The organism is Mammaliicoccus sp. D-M19 (assembly GCF_022386695.1).
Lineage (GTDB): Bacteria > Bacillota > Bacilli > Staphylococcales > Staphylococcaceae > Mammaliicoccus > Mammaliicoccus sciuri.
The window spans coordinates 1-19,840 of the sequence record NZ_JAJNHW010000008.1; the positions used below are offsets into that span (position 1 = coordinate 1).

Annotated in this window: 14 protein-coding genes; 1 reads left to right on the forward strand and 13 read right to left on the reverse strand. The window is 35.1% G+C overall.

What is annotated here, in order from left to right:
• Window positions 1-135: 135 nt before the first annotated feature.
• The 9 genes from LQ675_RS12420 to LQ675_RS12460 all read right to left on the reverse strand — a co-directional run bounded on the left by LQ675_RS12420 (window position 136) and on the right by LQ675_RS12460 (window position 11,086).
• Entirely contained in the window at window positions 136-1,104 is a 969-nt protein-coding gene (locus LQ675_RS12420) for a sugar phosphate isomerase/epimerase family protein (RefSeq protein WP_107602097.1), read from the reverse strand.
• Between the two features lie 12 nt (window positions 1,105-1,116).
• Window positions 1,117-2,157 carry a Gfo/Idh/MocA family protein gene (locus LQ675_RS12425; RefSeq protein WP_048540506.1) on the reverse strand — a complete coding sequence of 347 codons (1,041 nt, stop codon included), beginning with the start codon at window positions 2,155-2,157 and terminating at the stop codon, window positions 1,117-1,119.
• A 17-nt stretch (window positions 2,158-2,174) separates the two neighbouring features.
• A complete protein-coding gene (locus tag LQ675_RS12430) occupies window positions 2,175-2,891 on the reverse strand; it encodes a ThuA domain-containing protein (RefSeq protein WP_048540505.1) in 717 nt (238 codons plus the stop codon).
• Window positions 2,892-2,906: 15 nt separating this feature from the next.
• Window positions 2,907-3,983: a Gfo/Idh/MocA family protein gene (locus LQ675_RS12435; protein WP_075578329.1), complete on the reverse strand. Its 1,077-nt coding sequence runs from the start codon at window positions 3,981-3,983 to the stop codon at window positions 2,907-2,909.
• A 307-nt stretch (window positions 3,984-4,290) separates the two neighbouring features.
• Window positions 4,291-5,943: a Na/Pi cotransporter family protein gene (locus LQ675_RS12440; RefSeq protein WP_207593267.1), complete on the reverse strand. Its 1,653-nt coding sequence runs from the start codon at window positions 5,941-5,943 to the stop codon at window positions 4,291-4,293.
• A 148-nt stretch (window positions 5,944-6,091) separates the two neighbouring features.
• Window positions 6,092-6,460: a Na-translocating system protein MpsC family protein gene (locus LQ675_RS12445; RefSeq protein WP_048540502.1), complete on the reverse strand. Its 369-nt coding sequence runs from the start codon at window positions 6,458-6,460 to the stop codon at window positions 6,092-6,094.
• Between the two features lie 29 nt (window positions 6,461-6,489).
• Window positions 6,490-6,972, reverse strand: a complete 483-nt coding sequence (locus LQ675_RS12450) for a carbonic anhydrase (RefSeq protein WP_048540501.1) — start codon at window positions 6,970-6,972, stop codon at window positions 6,490-6,492.
• 51 nt (window positions 6,973-7,023) lie between these two features.
• Window positions 7,024-9,573 (reverse strand): DUF2309 domain-containing protein, encoded by a 2,550-nt coding sequence (locus LQ675_RS12455; protein ID WP_207593268.1) that lies wholly within the window; start codon window positions 9,571-9,573, stop codon window positions 7,024-7,026.
• Window positions 9,557-11,086 carry an NADH dehydrogenase subunit 5 gene (locus LQ675_RS12460; protein ID WP_107602101.1) on the reverse strand — a complete coding sequence of 510 codons (1,530 nt, stop codon included), beginning with the start codon at window positions 11,084-11,086 and terminating at the stop codon, window positions 9,557-9,559. Before LQ675_RS12460 ends, LQ675_RS12455 begins: the two co-directional genes overlap by 17 nt.
• A 388-nt stretch (window positions 11,087-11,474) precedes the next feature.
• Here LQ675_RS12460 and mbcS point away from each other — a divergent pair, with 388 nt between their 5' ends.
• A complete protein-coding gene (mbcS, locus tag LQ675_RS12465; protein ID WP_207593269.1) occupies window positions 11,475-13,061 on the forward strand; it encodes an acyl-CoA synthetase MbcS in 1,587 nt (528 codons plus the stop codon).
• Between the two features lie 452 nt (window positions 13,062-13,513).
• Here the strand turns inward: mbcS and LQ675_RS12470 are convergent, their stop codons facing one another.
• The 4 genes from LQ675_RS12470 to fadD form a co-directional block, all read right to left on the reverse strand.
• Window positions 13,514-14,701 carry a thiolase family protein gene (locus tag LQ675_RS12470; protein WP_048540497.1) on the reverse strand — a complete coding sequence of 396 codons (1,188 nt, stop codon included), beginning with the start codon at window positions 14,699-14,701 and terminating at the stop codon, window positions 13,514-13,516.
• A 31-nt stretch (window positions 14,702-14,732) separates the two neighbouring features.
• Window positions 14,733-16,991, reverse strand: a complete 2,259-nt coding sequence (gene fadB / locus LQ675_RS12475; protein WP_107602103.1) for a 3-hydroxyacyl-CoA dehydrogenase/crotonase FadB — start codon at window positions 16,989-16,991, stop codon at window positions 14,733-14,735.
• Between the two features lie 54 nt (window positions 16,992-17,045).
• Window positions 17,046-18,251, reverse strand: a complete 1,206-nt coding sequence (gene fadE / locus LQ675_RS12480; RefSeq protein WP_025907634.1) for an acyl-CoA dehydrogenase FadE — start codon at window positions 18,249-18,251, stop codon at window positions 17,046-17,048.
• 80 nt (window positions 18,252-18,331) lie between these two features.
• The gene (fadD, locus tag LQ675_RS12485) at window positions 18,332-19,831 is read right to left on the reverse strand and encodes a long-chain-fatty-acid--CoA ligase FadD (RefSeq protein ID WP_207593271.1); all 1,500 of its coding nucleotides are present in this window, start codon (window positions 19,829-19,831) and stop codon (window positions 18,332-18,334) included.
• Between the last annotated feature and the right edge of the window lie 9 nt (window positions 19,832-19,840).

Genomic DNA, 19,840 nt, shown 5'->3' on the forward strand with positions numbered 1-19,840 from the left:
AATATTATTCTAGCATGTAGAGATGCATTTTTTAATACAACGGTTAAACCATACTGTACCATACGCATAGCGTATGGTTTTAATTACACAATAAAAACCATGGTATCAGCACTCAAGCTGAAACCATGGTTTTCTTCATGCCCACCATATATTTCCTAATGATTCGTTTATATTTACTGTTTGTAAATTATGTGCTGCTTTTTGGAATCCTTCTTCTACTGACATGATTGGGTCTTCATGTTCTATACTCACGACATAATCATATCCATTGATTCTCAATGCACTAATAATATCTCCCCATACTTGTGGGCTATGTCCATAACCGACTGTTCTGAATGTCCAAGCTCTTGATTGAACTGAACTATACGGTTGCATATCTGTTAATCCGTACATATTGACATTTTCTTGGTCGATATAAGTATCTTTTGCATGAAAATGATGAATCGCACCAGCTTTACCTAAAATTTTAATAGCTGCTATCGGATCAATGCCTTGCCACCATAAATGACTTGGATCTAAGTTCGCACCAATAGCATCGTTTGTCGCTTCTCTAAGTTTTAAAAGTGTATGTGGTGTATGTACTGAGAATCCAGCGTGTAGTTCAATCCCTATTTTAACGTTATGATCTTTAGCAAACTGCGCCGCTTCTTTCCAATAAGGTATCAACTTCTTCTCCCATTGCCACTCTAATATTTCTGAGTATGCTGTTGGCCATGGTGTTACTGGCCAGTTTGGATGTTTAGCGTCTTCATCTGATCCTGGTATACCTGAAAATGTATTAACAACTGGGACACCTAGGATCGAAGCTAATTTTACCGATTTAATAAATGTCTCATGTGCTTGTTTAGCATGTTCTTTATCTGGTGAAACAGGATTGTCATGACAACTGAATGCACTGATTTCTAATCCACGTTTCTTTATAGCGTCCATAAATGCTTGTCTTTTACTTTCATCTTCTAACAATTCATCTACATTACAAAAGTGGTTACCCGGATTCCCACCTGTACCGATTTCGACCATTTTCAATCCAGATTCTGCAACATGATCTAACATTTCTTCAAACGTTTTATCTTGAAAAAGTACTGTAAATACACCAATTTTCATATGTAACACCCCTTATTTTATTTTAACACTCGTCCCTTGTTCACTACTTTCATAAATTGCATCTATTAATGCACTCACGCGTCTAGCTTCTTCCGGTTTCACGACCAACGACTCTAGTCCTAAACAACTGTTCACAAAGTTTAAAGTCTGACGTTCTGCAGCAATATTTTCATTATGTTCAGCATATGCTTGTTCGTTGAAAAATGTACCAAATCGAGGTTGATAAATTTCAAATGGATAAAGGTTAATGCCTCCATCTACACCAGACATACTTAAGTGAATTTTATCTTCTTTAATATTCGCAGACCATGAGCATTCAAACTGCATCGTTGAACCATCTTCAAATGTTATAAATGATGAAACATGGTCATCTACTTCAAATGTTTCATGATCAAATGTTCCCCAATCATTGATTTGATTAGGCGTCTGACTCAAACGGTTGTATGTCTTACCTAATACTTCGACTGGTTTAGCATCTGTTTGTAACCATAAAGCAAGGTCCAATAAATGGCATCCATAATCAATTAGACTGCCACCACCTTGAAGTTGTTTATTTGTAAACACACCCCAGCCCGGCACTTTTCTTCGACGCAATGCTTGTACTCTCGTTACAAGCGCATCACCTACAACACCTTCGTCAATTGCACGACGGGCTGTTATCGCCGCATCTGTAAAGCGATAATGATAGCCTATTGCGAGCACTTTACCGGATTGATTTGCCGCTTCAATCATTGCATCACATTCTTCACGATTCATAGCCATTGGTTTCTCACAAAATACATGTACACCTGCATTTAACGCTGCAACTGTTATTTCTGCATGAAATTTATTTGGTGTACATATGACGACCGCATCTACACTTTTAAACATCTCCCCATATTCAGAAAAGACATTTGGAATTTGAAATTGTGATGATACTTTTTTAGCGAGCTCTTGATTGATATCTTGTACACCAACAATTTCAACTAAGTGATTTAATTTTTGTAAAGCTGGTATATGTCTGTTTTGTGCGATACCGCCGACACCTATAACACCTAGTTTAAGTTTATCCATAAATATAATCTCCTATTTTATTTCTTGCTAATTTCTTCTAAAGGTTGTGCATTACCATATTGATGTTTTGGTGTGCGATCATTTTTCGCCCACTTAACAGCATTTTTAATAACTTGTTGAATTTCTTCATTATAATAAGTAGGGTAACTTTCGTGTCCCGGTCTAAAATAAAAAATCTTTCCGTTTCCGCGCTTAAATGTCGCACCACTTCTAAACACTTCTCCACCTTCAAACCAACTGATAAATATTGTTTCATCTGGTGCTGGTATATCAAAGTGTTCGCCATACATTTCTTCTTTTTCTAATTCAATATACTGCCCTAATCCATCTGTAATTGGATGCGTTGGGTCAACTACCCAAAGTCGCTCTCTATCATCTGCTTCGCGCCATTTTAAGTCACATGTCGTACCCATCAAACTTTTGAATATTTTAGAGAAATGTCCAGAATGTAACACGATAAGACCCATACCATCTAGTACACGTGCTTTTACTTTTTCAACGATTTCATCTTTCACTTCATCATGTGCTTTATGACCCCACCATAACAAGACATCAGTCTCAGCTAATACTTCATCCGTTAATCCGTGTTCTGCTTCATCTAATGTTGCTGTTTTAACGTCGTGCTCTTCACCTAAAAATTCAGCAATTACATTGTGAATACCATTAGGATAAACTGCTTTAATTTCTTCACTTTCTACTTCGTGTCTATATTCATTCCATACTGTTATGTTCATTAATAAAACCCCTTCTTAGTCAAAATATACTGCTTTACCAGTCTTAGCTGATTTATAAAGTGCTTCTAATATTTGTGTAATCACAATTGCTTGTTCTGGTTTCACAACAGGCTCTGTATCATTAAGAATACTGTCAATCCAACTACGTGCCTCTACTTCAGCTTCATCTACTTTTTCGCCTTCATAAAAATCAACGCCTTTATTCTCAAGTTCTACTTGCGTTGTATATAAAGAACCAAAGTCTTCTCCGTGGATTCTTAAGCCATCTTTCATATCGGCACCACCTTCAGTACCAGATAATGAACATTTTGCTTCATCTACTTCTAAAGAGTTTAACGCCCAACTTGATTCAAGCATGATTGTCGCACCATTTTTCATCTTAATAAAACCGAAAGCTGAGTCCTCTACTTTGAACTTTTCAGGATCCCATGGTCCCCATGCATTAGCTGCATTTTCTTTCTTACCTAACTTATGGAAAGTTGAACCCATTACTGATTCTGGTTCGTAATTATCCATCATCCATAATGTTAAATCGAGTGCATGTGTCCCTATATCAATTAAAGGACCACCACCTTGTTGTTCTTCGTCTAAGAAGACACCCCAAGTCGGCACTGCTCTACGACGAATAGCATGTGCTTTCCCAAAATAAATATCCCCTAAGTCGCCACGCTCTGTCGCTTTATGTAAATATTGACTGTCAGGTCTAAATCTATTTTGATAACCAATCGTAAGTTTCTTGCCATTACGTTTAGCCGCTTCAATCATTTCTTGCGCTTCTTCTGTCGTCTTAGCCATAGGTTTTTCACACATAACATGTTTACCTGCATCTAATGACGCAACCGTTAATTCCTTATGAGAACTGTTCGGTGTACATACATGAATGACATCAATAGCATCATCCTTTAAGAGTGATTGGTAATCTTCGTAAACTTTCGCATTATCTGTACCATATTCCTTAGCTGCTACTTGTGCTTTTTCAATATCGATATCACAAAAAGCAACAATGTTCACTTCGTTTATTTTTTGTAAACTCGGTAAATGCTTACCATTAGCAATACCACCACAACCAATAATTCCTACATTCAAACTCATATGTACAACCCCTTTTATGTATTTATGCTCAATTTAATAACATTAAGCAATCGCTTACATTTTTGTTTATATAACTATGTTAAAATAAAAAACAATAAACACCAACGAATAACACTTGCAAAGACACTTATATTTTACATCTGAATATATTTTCATAAGTTAAAAATATTTTCAGTATGATAAATAGAAAAAACAAGTGAATTATTTGAAATAAAAGACCAAGACCAAAATCACAAATTATAAAAATACCACCTCATTTCTAACTGATTAAATCAGCGAAATGAGGTGGTATTTATTTTTATTTTATTTATATCTTCACTTCAGTTGTTTGTGTGTATGAATGCTCTCCGAGGTTAATCATGGATTCTGATATATTTCGTGAGTGGTAACCAATTCTTTCAAGAATTGATATCATGTCGATATATACAAGGCTACCTTCTGGTGAACATTCGCCAGAGCTTAATCTTTTGATATGTTTTTTACGTAAGTCATGCTCTAGTACATATGAATCTTGGCTTCGTTTAACAACTTCGTCTTTTTTCACATTGTCATAAACATCAAATACTTCAAACGTTTTTTCATATGAAATTTTTACATGATCATATAATCGTTCAATGCTTTCTTCTGCTTTTGATGAAATTTGAATATCAGCTGATTGTTTCTTCTGCAATTCTTCTAAGTATGATTCTGTTAAAGTTGATACTTTCAATATTGTTCTATTAACATCATATAAAACAGATAGCCTTTCAGCATCTTTAGCTGATAGTTTTTTCTCAGATAATTTATTTAAATATTGACGGACATTATCATACATATTATCTACTGCAAGGTGTTTATCTTTATGCTTTTTAATTGCTTTTTCATCAATATTTTCAACATTATTCAACATTGAAACAGTCATTTTACCGATATTTTGAATTTCATCTTGAGCCTCTTGAAGTGCGATACTAGGCGCTCGATTAATTAAATTATTATCAAGATATTTCGGTTTATATTTTTCATTTACATCTTCACCTGGAATGATTTTCGTTACAATCCAAGCTAGTGCGAAGATGAATGGTAACTGTATAAGTGTATTTGTTACATTGAATGTTCCGTGTGCAAATGCTATAACCATTTTTGGATTTAAATTCATAGCGTGTTGAATCCATTCCATTATCATTTCGTAGAATGGTAATATTAATAGAAATACTGCTGCACCGATAACATTAAACATAACATGCGCCATCGCAACACGCTTAGCGGCGATAGAACCTGCTAAACTCGCTAATACAGCTGTAATCGTCGTTCCAATATTGTCACCTAATAAGATTGGTAATGCACCATGCAATGAAACTAAATCATTGGCATAGAACCCTTGTAAAATACCAATCGTTGCACTTGAACTTTGAACGATTAACGTCACAAATGTACCTGCAAGTACACCTAATATCGGAGTAGAAGACATATCTAACATAATTTGTTTAAAGCCTTCTAAATTAGCAAGTGGTTTCACCGCACCACTCATTAATTCTAGACCATAGAATAGTGATCCAAATCCGAAGAAAATCATACCGATATTTTTAACTTTTCTTTTTTGAATGAAGAAAATTAAAAACGCACCAAACGCTAGAATTGGTAAAGCATACTCACCAATGTTAATCCCAATAATAAATGCTGTGACCGTCGTACCGATATTGGCACCCATGACAACTCCTATTGCTTGTCGCATCGTCATAAATCCAGCACTTACGAGTCCAATTGTGATAACCGTTGTTCCTGAGCTACTTTGTATTAAAATTGTCACGATCATACCTGCAAGTACACCCATAATAGGATTACTTGTAAATCTATTTAATATACTTCTTAATCTATCGCCTGCTGCTGCTTGTAATCCATCACCCATTTGTTTAATCCCGTATAGGAAGATACCTAATCCACCGATGAATGTAAAAATCATTTGTAAAGCCGAGAGTTCCATAACACACCTCTTTAAAGTTATTGTAACCATTGTGAATAATAAACTATAATTGTTAAGCTAATGTAAATTTTTAATTAACTTTTATTAAAATTATGATTATTCTTTGCTACTTAATTTTTAAAAGGTTTTCATTATAGATATCTGGCAATTATTTATTAAATTGTTCTTCTATATTATGATGCATTTTAAAGATCATCATACGTTCACCTGTTCGTGAACTTAAATCTGTATGGAAACTTTTGACGTCTTGTTGTGTAATTTCAAATATCATTTGATATAAATGATCCATATCTGATTCTACTAATTTTGAACGTGTACGTTTTATACTCAGTAAACCTTCTTGCGTTTCACAAACGCTATACTCTGCAGGTGTAAGCACACCTTGTAAATCAACAATAATCATATCCCTAATAATATCTGTCTTTACAGATAGAGATCCTCTACCTAAATATTCTTTTTCCCATTGTGTAATGGCTTTACTAATTTTTGATTCACATGCTCCTTTTGTCATTTCCATATTTGTCTCTCCTTAATGCTTATTTTGCTTTATGTTAAATATTCAGCAATTGTTTCAATATTGCTTTGATTAATGGTCATACCGTTTATTGTAATACCAGATGGTATAAGTGGATGATTAGAAACTTGATGAATACTTTGTTTAATACTTTGGTGAATATCACTTTCACCATTTAACCATTCATGAATATTGTCACTACTAAACTCAGGCTTACAGTTATTAAACAAGTAATCGAGTGTTTTAATTTTTTCTGTATGACTTTTAACACTTTCAGGTAATGCGATCACTTGTTTATCGTCTGACTTTCTAATGATATAAATATTCTCTATATCATATTCATAAATCGCGATAATAATAGATCGCATCACATCACCATATGCATGCGAAATTTCTGCTTGATAGCTTTGTATCGACATAACATGATTAGGGTTGAAATTTAAAGATTCAACAAGTTGGCTTTCTAGATGTGTATTTAAATCAGATAGTATGAGTATATTTTTTTCATCATTCATATTATACATCCTCTCGAGTCTAGGACATAAATTGTTGTCCTGCTCATTTATTTACCATTTATGCCATTCACCATTTTCATCTATACTTGATAGCAATAACCAATCATTTTTAACTTTTGTGTTAAGCGCGGTATTTTCATTGAGTAATTTACGAATATAATCATTCGGCGCTTGTATTACAACTAATAATCGAATCGGTGCATGATAATATTCTCCATCAGCTTTCATGACTGATTGCCAAGGAAGACCTGTCAGTAAATCACTACCATTTCCTTGCATAACACCAATGCCACTCGTCACCGTTTGGGTTATTTTATTGCCGCTTCCGTAATAGTAAGGTGCTACCGTTGAAGCATAATATTGTAAGTTAATCCATTGTGCAACTGTCGCTGGACCACTTAAAATTGTATTTAAAATTTCACCGTCATGATCTTTCATCCAGTCATAATTATGCAGAAATGCACGACCATTTAATTGAGATTGCTCTGTTAATGTTCTCTTACCAATAACAAACGTTGCATTTCTAGCTAATCCCCATTCTGGTCGGATTTCACTCCAGTCACTTGCTAACTGTTCTGCTTTAGTTGTAGATTGTGCATTTGAATGTTCCATGCCCGGAATATCTTCAAGTCTTAAACGATTTGCTTCTTGACTAGCTTTAGGCAAAGCTGATTTTAATTTTTCTAAAGCACGCTCAGCTTGATTCGAGAGTTCGGGTACATAAAGCCATTCTAATTGATCTGTTGTCGTGCTATGTTCAGCAGCAACAAATACTGTATCTTCCGGAATTATAATGTTATTGCTTTTGAGTCCTTCTCTAACTTCAGGCAAATTACATAAAGTCGCTAATACTTTTCCATTAAAACCACTCGCTGATCCACCACACGCGCCACAATCTAATGAAGCTGCATAAGGGTTGTTTGCACTATGACTACCATGTCCGCAAATGACAACTAATGGCGCAAAATCTTCCGTTAAATCCATTAATTTCAATGCTTCTCGTGCGTAAGTAAGCTGTTCTTGTTTCGTAAACCCAATAGGTAAATCACCAAACCGATTTGACGCATAATCTATAGAAAGTTTCGTTTCCGGTTTATTCATAAGATTTTTATTAAATCGATTGACCAAATCTCCCGTACGTTTAGGCATAAAGCTTCTCGCTATCGTTTGTACACTTAGCCATGAACCTGTTAGTTCTGGAAGCAATAGACTTGGTAATACATTTTGTTTCATTTTTTTAAATGTATAAAATATTGACGAAATACTTTTTTTCTTTTCAACGTAATGATTGGATTGATGTGCATCTTCGTATTCATAAATCTTATGTTGCGGTTTATTCATTACTGGTAAAGCATTGTGTGTATGTTGATGTCCGAGTTCACACTTTTCAATTGGTAGTCCAAAGAATCCTGCAATACCAATCGTTTCGAAAGGACCTTCCATTTCTAATTGTCTTCTAAAAGGTTCCGACCGTGTATCAATACAAAAAGCGAGCTGTGCCTCGACAAATGCTTTATCATCTTCATGATGGAAATGAGATTGAATTTCACTTTGTAATTGTGACCCATACGTATCTTCCCAAGCTTCTAGCAATAATTTATGTTGTGTAATGCGATCAAATTGATGCGCAAATGTTACATAATCTTCTCGTTCACCTTGAGATAATGCGAACCAATTTTCCAACGTTAAGATTCCACTTTCAAACCAAGATAGCACTTGAGACATATCTTCTTCAGTATGTTGTTGCTCTTGAGCATGTTCACTCATCAATGTCCATTCCAAAGCCAATCTTATGGCTAAATAATCCGTCAGCAAGTTTAAACGTTCGTCTTTCCAAAGCATCATACCTGCCCATCCTGGTAAAGCCAACAAGTGTATTTCAAGATATGATTGTACTTGTGCTTCTGATATACCAAGTTTGTCTAAACAACTTTCAATTGTTTCAATAGATGTTGATGGTAGCATTTTTATTTTATGCCTTTCTGCCTTCGATAAAGATGGATCCAAATGAGCTAACCTTTTCCAATTTTTGAAGAAACCTTTACCATCTTTATGGATTGCCCATCCTGATTGATTATCATCAAGATATAATTTACTCCACTTAATCATTTGTGCATCCAACTTATCTAAATATGCCTGTCCAGAATATTGTTCAATACGCGTACTTAAAATAATGTCATCCTCTTTTTGTTTACTCAGTTCAACATTTTCTAATGATGTTCTTAATTGCTTTTGATCTTGTTCAGTAAGATTTACTTTGTGAGTTCTATTAAACAAGATACTTTCAGCGTATTCTCTTAACATCACTTTATTTAATGGCGTATTATCATTCGATAGCCATGCCGATAACCGTTCTTCTATATATTCCTGTTTAATTTCTCCTTTTTCAATTGCAGCAAATAATAAACTTTCATTCGGATACAAATCGACATTCTGTACATTTTGAAACCATCTCGCGACATTTTCAAAAGTACAATCTTCTAGGCTTGCCCAAGGATGTCTTGCTGCAAATATATTAATAGGAGAAAGTGGTGTTATGACACGACTCGCCTCTTTAATTGAATATGTGATGTCATTTTGTGATTCAATTGTTTGCGTCATGCTGATAACCTCCTTTAAACTCATGATTTTTCAAATAGCGTGGATGTGTTTCAATATTTTGCACTTTCGATTCACCTAAATGTACAATCCATAAATATATAATCGTGACAATTTTAGATGAATGATTTCTTGCAACCCACAAGTTCAGTGCACTTCCTATTAAAAGCAATACAATCATAATAATGACTGCAAATATAGGTGTATGATTCACATTTGTAGCGTATTGATGTAACAAATCATGGAATAAATGATGTACACCAAAGTAAGATAAACCAACAATTAAAAGTGCTAATAATCCAATGATTCTACCTAACTTGCCCTCACCATATGCGACTAGTTGTGTCCATGAAACAGATAATGACCAAGCTAATATAAGTGCACTAATGATTTGGTAACTACTCGTCGGATCCATAAGCCAAAAGATAATACCAATCATAATTGATAATAATCGACCAACTAGAACCCATATATATGACACACTTTCATTCATTCTTGAAGGCATATCAAAAGTTCTTACAGCAGAACCAGAACGTAAAAATAGCGTCGCTTTAAATAATCCATGTAACATAAGATGAACGATAGCTGCTGAATAAACACCTAAAGCACATTGGATAAGCATAAAGCCCATCTGTCCAATCGTTGAACCTACTAACTGCCTTTTATAATCCACATGTACTAAACTAATGCCAGCTCCCATCAATACTGAAATCGTTGCGATAATGATGAGCAATCCAATTATCCATTCATTTGTAAAAATCGGTGCAAATCTCGTTAAAATAACACCACCTACATTTACAATACCGGCATGCATAATCGCTGAAACAGGAGTTGGTGCCGCTACAGATTCTATTAGCCATCTATGAAATGGCCACTGAGCTGCTGGAATGATGACCGATATCACTAACATCAACTGAATAACCACACCTTGCCACGAATCAAATTGGTCAAGATGGCTTTCACTAAATATAGTAGACTGTTGCCATTCACCCGTTACATTGTATGTCAGTATAATCGCGATTACTAAAGCAATCCAACTAACGATAAAGATCATGCTAGTACTTTTCGCTAAACGTTTCGTAATGTGCCATTGTTTGTTTAAACCGATTAAACGCGTTAAACAAAATAATGTTAACCCCCATAATACCGCCATTAATCTTAAATCATTACTTAACCAACCAACTGAAGCAAACACCGTCATAAATGTAAATAATGAAAAATATTTACGATACTGTGCATCTCCATCTAAATAACGTACGGAAAACCTTTGAATAATAAGACCAATACTCAAAATAAAGAGTGCGAGCAACCATGACAATTTATCTAAATGCCAAAATCCTATATATACATTTCCGCTTGTCATACACAAGCCAATTAATGAGATAAGCACTGGTATAAATGCAATTACTAAGTGAACATTAATATATGACTTTGCCACTTTTGGCAGTAAATATATGATGCTACTTATAAGCGCTAATCCAATTGAAATAAAAAATAATACTAATAAACCTGTCATGTCGGTTGCTCCTTTTCTGTTAAAAGCAATAAAAAAAGCCGACAATTTAAAACAAACCTCTCGTGCAGATTTGCTTTAATTGTCGGCTTCAATCAAACTAACGCTTACCGTTATTTTAATTGCTTCCTTATTATTTATATGTAATCTTTTTGAAATTTTTAATCGTGAGTCATTGCAACGTTTTTACTTTTTCAATTAGCCAATATCGATTAGCCACTTGCTAAAGTTTAGATGCTATGAATTTTTTATATACTTTAATAACATATATTTATTTTTATCAAATGTCAATAGTTTGACTATTTAAAATATTCTATAGTTTCATTTATTCGTATTAATGATTATTCACTGTTAAAATAAAACAATATCTTAAACAAACGAGGAGATTAACATGAATAGATCAGACTTAATAGCACCAGAAACATACAATATTGTTAATGAAATCGAAAGACATGCAGCAGATGAAACGAAAGAAGCCATTATATTCGAAGATGTCGATGGCAACGTAGAAACGATTACGTACGCTAAACTTCTACAAAATTCAAATAAAGTGGGCAACATCTTTAAAGCACAAGGTCTTCAAAAAGGCGACAAAGTACTTATTATGATGCCACGCTTAATAAAAACATATGAAGTATACATTGCTGCACTTAAACTTGGGCTTATTATCATTCCAAGTTCAGAAATGTTAAGAACTAAAGACTTACAACATCGCATTACGCATGGTGAAGTCAATGCAGTCATAGTCATCGATCAATGTACAGGCGAATTTGAAAATATTCAAGAATATGATCAACTCACTAAATTTATTGTAGGCTCTAAACAACAAGATTGGATTTCTATCGATGAAGCAATACAAACTGCAAGCTTAGAACTTACAGTTGATGAAACAAAACGTGATGATATCGCAATTTTATCATATACATCTGGTACAACTGGATTACCAAAAGCTGTTATACATACACATGGATGGGGATTTGCACACATCCAAACAGCGCCAAAACATTGGTTAAGTATTACAGACAAAGATACTGTATGGGCAACTGCAGCACCAGGTTGGCAAAAATGGATTTGGAGTCCATTTCTATCAATATTAGGTTCTGGCGCCATCGCATTTGTTTATAATGGTAAATTTAATGCAGCTAAATATTTGGACTTACTCGAAAAACATCAAATTAACGCATTATGCTGTACACCTACTGAATACCGATTAATGGCTAAACTGCCAAATCTTTCGGACTATACATTGAAACATTTACACAGTGCAGTATCAGCTGGCGAACCATTAAATAAAGAAGTCATCGAACAATTCAATCATAACTTCAACATTAAAGTAAGAGATGGATATGGCCAAACTGAGAATACATTACTTATCGCATTTTTAAAAGATACAGAAAGCAGACCAGGTGCCATGGGTAAAGCAATACCAGGTAGTTATGTAACCGTAATAGACGAAGATGGCGACCCAATAACTAACGGTGCCACAGGAGACATTGCCGTATCATTAGATTCACCATCATTATTCCAAGGCTATTTTAAAGACGAAGAACGTACCGAAAAATCAAAACGTGGAAACTATTATGTAACTGGAGACCGCGCAAGATTAGACGAAGATGGGTACTTCTGGTTTAAAGGAAGAGAAGATGACATTATCATTAGTTCAGGTTATACAATCGGACCATTCGAAGTAGAAGATTCACTTACTAAACATCCGAAAGTACAAGAATGTGCAGTCGTCGCAAGCCCAGACGAAATCAGAGGCAATATCGTCAAAGCATTTGTCATTTTACAAAATGATGTCGTAGGCGACGAAGCACTCGTCAAAGAACTACAAACTTACGTAAAAAGTGACGTCGCACCATATAAATATCCAAGAGCAATCGAATTTGTATCCGAACTACCAAAAACTAACTCAGGCAAAATACGCCGCGTTGAATTAAGAGAAGCTGAAAAAGAAAAATATAATAAACAATCATAGGAAAAGAAGTATTGAAAAGTAGTGATTGGAGGACGAGACAAAATGTATGTCTCGTCTTTTTTTGTTTGAGATGAGATTTGTAGAGATGTCTTAGCTTTATTCAGCCATTAAGCCATGACTTTCCTCATCTCTTGGCTTTACTCACCATTAAGCCATGACTTTCCTCATCTCTTGGCTTTATTCACACGTTAAGCCATGACTTCATCCATCTCTTGGCTTTACTCATCCATTAAGCCATGACTTCATCCATCTCTTGGCTTTACTCATCCATTAAGCCACGACTTCATCCATCTCTTGGCTTTACTCACACATTAAGCCATGACTTCATCCATCTCTTGGCTTTACTCATCCATTAAGCCAAGAATCCCCCACCTCTCCCACCAAATCTCCAACACACCCACCTTATACCATCAAAAAAGCATTCGACCGTATGATCGAATGCTTTACATATATTATCTAACATATTCAAATATGCCAGCTGCTCCCATTCCGACACCGATACACATTGTTACCATACCGTATTTGGAGTCTGGGCGTTTACTCATTTCTGACAATAGCTTACCTGTTAACATAGCACCTGTAGCACCGAGTGGGTGTCCGAGTGCTATTGCACCACCGTTAACGTTTGTCTTATTAATATCTAACCCTGCTTCGTTTATAGATGCTACTGTTTGTGAAGCGAATGCTTCATTAAGTTCTACTAAATCGATATCATCTACTGATAAATTTGTTAATTCTAATACTTCTGGTATTGCATAAGCTGGTCCTATGCCCATTAATTTAGGGTCTACACCTACTGCTTTAAATCCTACAAATTTAGCAATTGGTTTAACACCTAATTCTTTTACTTTGTCGCCTGACATCAATACAACAAATCCTGCTCCGTCTGTAAGTGGAGCCGATGTACCTGCTGTAACTGTGCCGTCAGCTTTAAATACTGTTCTTAATTTAGATAATGTTTCTAAATCTGTTTCTGGACGAATGAGTTCATCTTGTTTAAATATTTCTTTCGTCACATTTGGACCATTCTCATCGTATTTAACTTTATGCACTTCAATTGGTATAATTTCATCTTCAAACTTACCTGATTTTTGTGCTTCTGATGCTCTTTTATGACTTTCAACTGCATAAGCATCTTGTTCTTCTCTTGAAACTTTATATTCTTCAGCAACCATTTCTGCCGTTAGTCCCATAGGATAAGAAACACCTGTATCCGCTTCTTGTAACTCCGGATTATTTGTTGGCTCATTACCACCCATTGGTACGGCACTCATTAATTCAACGCCACCTGCTACAAGCACATCTGCCTGGTCAGACATAATTTCATTTGCTGCTATCGCAATGGTTTGCAAGCCTGAAGAACAATAACGATTAACCGTTTGTCCAGGAACTTCATTTGGTAATCCAGCAAGTAATGCTATTGAACGTGCAATATTTTGACCTTGTAATCCTTCTGGAAAAGAGTTCCCCACGATAACATCTTGAACCATACTTCCATCAAATGTACCACCTACACGATTGAGTACACCTTTTAATACTTGAGCTGCAACTTCATCAGGTCTTTCATGAAATAATGCACCACCTGGTTTAGCTTTACCTGCTGCAGAACGTCCGTATGCTACTATATATGCCTCTTGCATTGATATCCATCCTCTCTTATTCAACACTTCATTAGTTACGTAATGGTTTACCTTTTTCTAACATATGCGTGATACGATCATATGTTTTTTCATTTTTGAGTAGAGATAAAAAGCCTTCTCGTTCAAGCTTTTGAATATATCGTTGATTAATATACGTATTACGAGGTAAATCTCCACCTGCAAGTATATGTGCAACTTTTAAAGTAATTTCGTAATCATAATCACTAATGAAGTGACCAATTCTTTGCGCATCTAGTTCAGCTTGTGCTAAAGCTTTAAAATCTCTGCCTAGCGCTGGATATTGAGCTTTAGGTTTAGGAATATAGTTTGTTTCAGATTCATATCTCGCTTTATTTAAAGCAACTTCAACACGTCTTTCTTTGTTGAAAATGATTGTATCGATATCTCTTAAATAACCATATCTCTTAGCTTCGTATGCATTTGTAGATACTTTAGCTAAACCGACATTCATTAATACTTTCGTAATCGATGCTTGTTTATCATCATTTTTATGATTTGTTCTAAGTACTCTATCTGCAAACTCTGCTAATCCACCACCTGAAGGTAATAGACCTACACCAGTTTCAACTAATCCAATGTATGTTTCACTCGCAGCAACGATAAATGGTGAGTGTAAGACAACTTCACAACCGCCACCTAAAGCTCTACCATGAACTGCAGTTACGATAGGTTTTAGTGAATATTTCATTCTTCCGAAACTTTCATGTAATTTATCAATTGCCGGACCTACTAATTCATCTACTTTCTGACTTTCATGTGCTTGTTTCATTAAGAACAAGTTTGCACCGACACTGAAATTATTGCCATCTGCATATATAACCATGCTTGTATAATCTTCTTGTTCTAATAAATCAATCGATTCTATTAAGTCGTTCGCAAAGCCATCAGATATAATATTATTTTTACTTTGAATTTTAAGTAATAATTGATCTTTATTTGCTACTGATAAATTAGAATCTTCTCTATTCCAAACTTCACGGTCAATAAAAGCTGATGTCGGTGTGACACGTTCTATTGATTCGCCTTCTTTATAGAAGCCACCACTTTGTTGTTCGATCCATTCAGGTAATTCACCGAGTTCTTGTTTCATTCTATCTTTAACACGGTCAAAGCCCATTAAGTCCCAAAGTTGGAATGGTCCTTTTTTCCAGTTAAATCCCCATACAAGCGCACGGTCTACATCTTTAAAGTCAGTTGCAGCTTTAGGAACATTAATCGCTGAATAATAGAAATTATTCCTTAATGTTTCCCATAAGAATTTACCTGCATCATCTTCAGCATTAAAAATGACATCTAAATTGGATTTTAAGTCTTTACTAAATCTAGTAAGAATTTCGAATTTAGGCGGTTCAGGTTGTACGTACGAATCACTTTCTATATCGTAAACAAGTCTTGTCTTTTTATCTTTTTTATAGAAACCTTGTTTCGTTTTTCTACCTAACGAGCCATTTTTAACAAGTGTATCGGCAACTTTAGTATCTTTGAAATACGGTTGCTCTTCAGGCACTTGTTGGAGTCCTCTCGTAACGGTAACGGCTATATCTAAACCAACTAAGTCAGATAAACCATATGTTCCGGTACTCGGTCTACCAATTGCTCTACCCGTTAAAGCATCTACTTCAATAATTGAAAATCCTTGTTCTTCGCCACGATACATAATGTCATTCATCGTTTGTGTACCGACTCTGTTCGCTACAAATCCAGGCACGTCATTCGCAACAACAACACCTTTACCAAGTACTTCTTCAGCAAATACTTGTGTTCTTTCAACAATCGCATCTGACGTATTACGATTCGGAATGACCTCTACAAGTTTCATAATGCGAGGTGGATTAAAGAAATGTAATCCTAAAAATCTTTCTTTATCTTGATCACTAAATGCTTTAGATATTGCTTCAATTGGAATACCTGAAGTATTCGTCGCAAATATCGCATTATCTTTCGCAACTTGAGTAACTTGTTTCCATACTTGATGTTTAATGTCTAATTCTTCTTTAACCGCTTCAATATAAATATCTGCATCATCTTCACCTATTAAATCATCTTGAAAATTACCGTAAGATAAATTAGATGCAAATTCTAAATCGAATAATAAAGGTCTTTTAGCATCTGTAATTACATCATATGCTTTTTTAGAAATTTTATTCGGGTCTTTTTCATCGATTACTATATCTAATAATTTTACTTTTAAACCTGCATTCACTAATAGTGCAGCAATTTGGCTACCCATTGTACCTGCACCTAGAATGGTCGCTTTACTTATCGTCATAAAAAGTCCTCCAAATTTATATATTCTGAGTGTGTTCCATCTTGCTCAGTTAGCTTAAATAAATGCTGAATCTCCAGTTAATGCACGTCCAATTAACAGTGCATTGATTTCGTGTGTACCTTCGTATGTGTATACTGCTTCTGCATCTGAGAAGAATCTCGCAATATCATATTCAGCTAAAATACCGTTACCGCCTGTGATACCTCGACCCATTGCGACAGATTCTCTTAATCTAAGTGAATTCATCATCTTAGCAGTTGAAGTGGCAACTTCGTCGTATTCACCATTTTCTTGCATTCTAGCAAGTTGAGCACATATAGACATTGAATGTGCTAAATTCCCTTGCATCATTGCTAATTTCTCTTGGATTAATTGATATTTACTAATTTCTTTACCGAACTGTTTACGTTCTGTTACATAATCAAGTGTTGCGCGTAAAGCACCTGCTAAAGCACCCGTTGCCATATATGCAACACCTGCACGTGTAGAATAAAGTACTTTCGCAATATCTTTAAAACCATTTATATTTTGAAGTCTTTGATCTTCTTCAACTTCTACATTGTCTAATTTAATAATTGTATTTGGAATGATTCTTAAAGCAATTTTATTTTCAATCACTTCAATATCCACACCTGCTTGTTCTGGTCTAACAATAAAGCCTTTAGGTTTACCTGTTTCAACATCTACAGCATACACCGGAATAACATCCGCTAAATTTGCACCGCCAATCCATTTCTTTTCACCATTTAAAATCCATTTATCGCCTTCACGTTTTGCAGTTGTTTCTAACCCACCTGCAACATCTGATCCGTGTTCTGGTTCAGTTAACGCAAAGCATGTTCTTAATTCATGTGATTGTAATTTAGGGATGTAGTATGCAACTTGTTCTTTACTACCACCGAATAAGAATGAATTATGTCCTAATCCTTGATGGACACCTAATAATGTTACTAAAGATACATCGAATCGTGCTACGACATAAGACATGAAAAATTGGAATAATTGACTAGGTGTCTTAGCACCTTCACGCCCTTCAAATAATAATGGATTTTGGAAATAGTTGAGTTTCCCCATATCATCGAAGAAGTCTTCTGGCACTGTCGCATTCACCCAATGTTCGTTGATTGTTGGACGATATTTTTCTTCTAATAAATCATCAAGTTGTTTTAAGAACTTGACTTCACCATCTGTTAATTGTTTCGAAATATTCAATACATCCTCTGGAAATAATGCTTTTAATGTTTCTAATTTTGTTGACATATATATGACCTCCAAATGTTATTAAAGCGCTTACATAATTCTCTAAAAAAATTTAGTATTCATGTTAGCGTCATCTTTGTTTATTGTTGAAACTTTCTCTTCATCATAGCTTTCACTTCTAACTTGTCTGGTTTAGCAGTTGAAGTTAATGGCATTTTCGTAACGGTTAGATAATTTTTAGGCACTTTGTAACTTGCCAAGTTTTCACGCATATAAGCATCTAATTTCTCTACGAAATCTGGATCTTGTTCATTCAGTAACACAGCTGCCGCTACAGTTTCACCAAATTTTTCATTTTCGTAACCTACAACGACACATTGTGCGACGAGTGGATGACCAGCTAGAACGATTTCAACTTCAGATGGTAAGACGTTCTCTCCACCTGTAATAATCAGTTCTTTTCTTCTATCTACAATAAATATATCGCCATCCTCATCTATACGTGCTAAATCACCTGTTAAGAAAAAGCCATCATGGAAAGATTCTTCCGTTTCTTTTTGTTTTTGCCAATAACCTGGTGTAACTTGTTTACCTTTAATCGCTAATTCACCAATTTCACCTACAGGTACGTCATTGAAATCTTCATCAAATAATCTTGATTCTACATACATGACTGGCTTCCCTATACTCATTGGCTTTTCAAGTGAGTTAGTAGGTGTATTAATCATTGCTAATGGTGCTTCTGTTAAGCCATAACCATTAATAATATTTAACCCCATGCTTGCAAATTTTTTCTGAACACCAGGCAATGGTGCTGAACCACCTTGAATAAGAAAATCAATATTGTCAAAGTTCTTCACATCAAAGTTAGGTGCTACTAACATGGCATAATACATTGTTGGAATAAGCGATAAGTAATTCGGTTTATATTTAGCCATTAAATCGTTGAGTTGTTCACCTTCGAAGTAACGATGTAATACGAGTGAACCACCCGCCATCAACAATGGAATCACTAAATCATTAAATCCAAATACATGGAACATCGGTAACGAAATAATAGATGAAAATCCTGAATTCACTTTATAAGTGAGTATCGTATTAATCGCATTTGATGTGAATGAATCATAAGTGAACATGACACCTTTTGGTAATCCTGTTGTTCCACTTGTGTACATTAATGCCGCTAAATCATCACGACCTACATCTACTGTCTTGAATGGTTTATGATTTTTAGGATTTACAAGTTCATCATATTCAGGTGAATCGATATCCATGTGTAAATAGTCATCTGCAATCCCTTGTAAACTACTTAAATGACGATTCGCATAGAATATAAACTTCACACCTGAATCTTCTATGACACTTTCAATTTCGTTCGGTTTGAGTCTCCAGTTCATTGGGAAGTATACTGCGCCAATCTTAAATGAAGCGAATAGTAAGTCAAGAACCGCTACATCATTTGGTGCAAATATCCCAACGACATCTCCCTTTTTAATACCTTGTTCTTCAAGATGGTTGGCTAAGTTCTCAGCACGAATATTTAAATCTTGATAAGTCCATTCTGTTCCTTTTAGTGGATCGGTAACTGCTGCCTTTTCTTCGTCATATTGCGCTCTTGTTTTAATCCAATCGTAATTCATATTAAACTA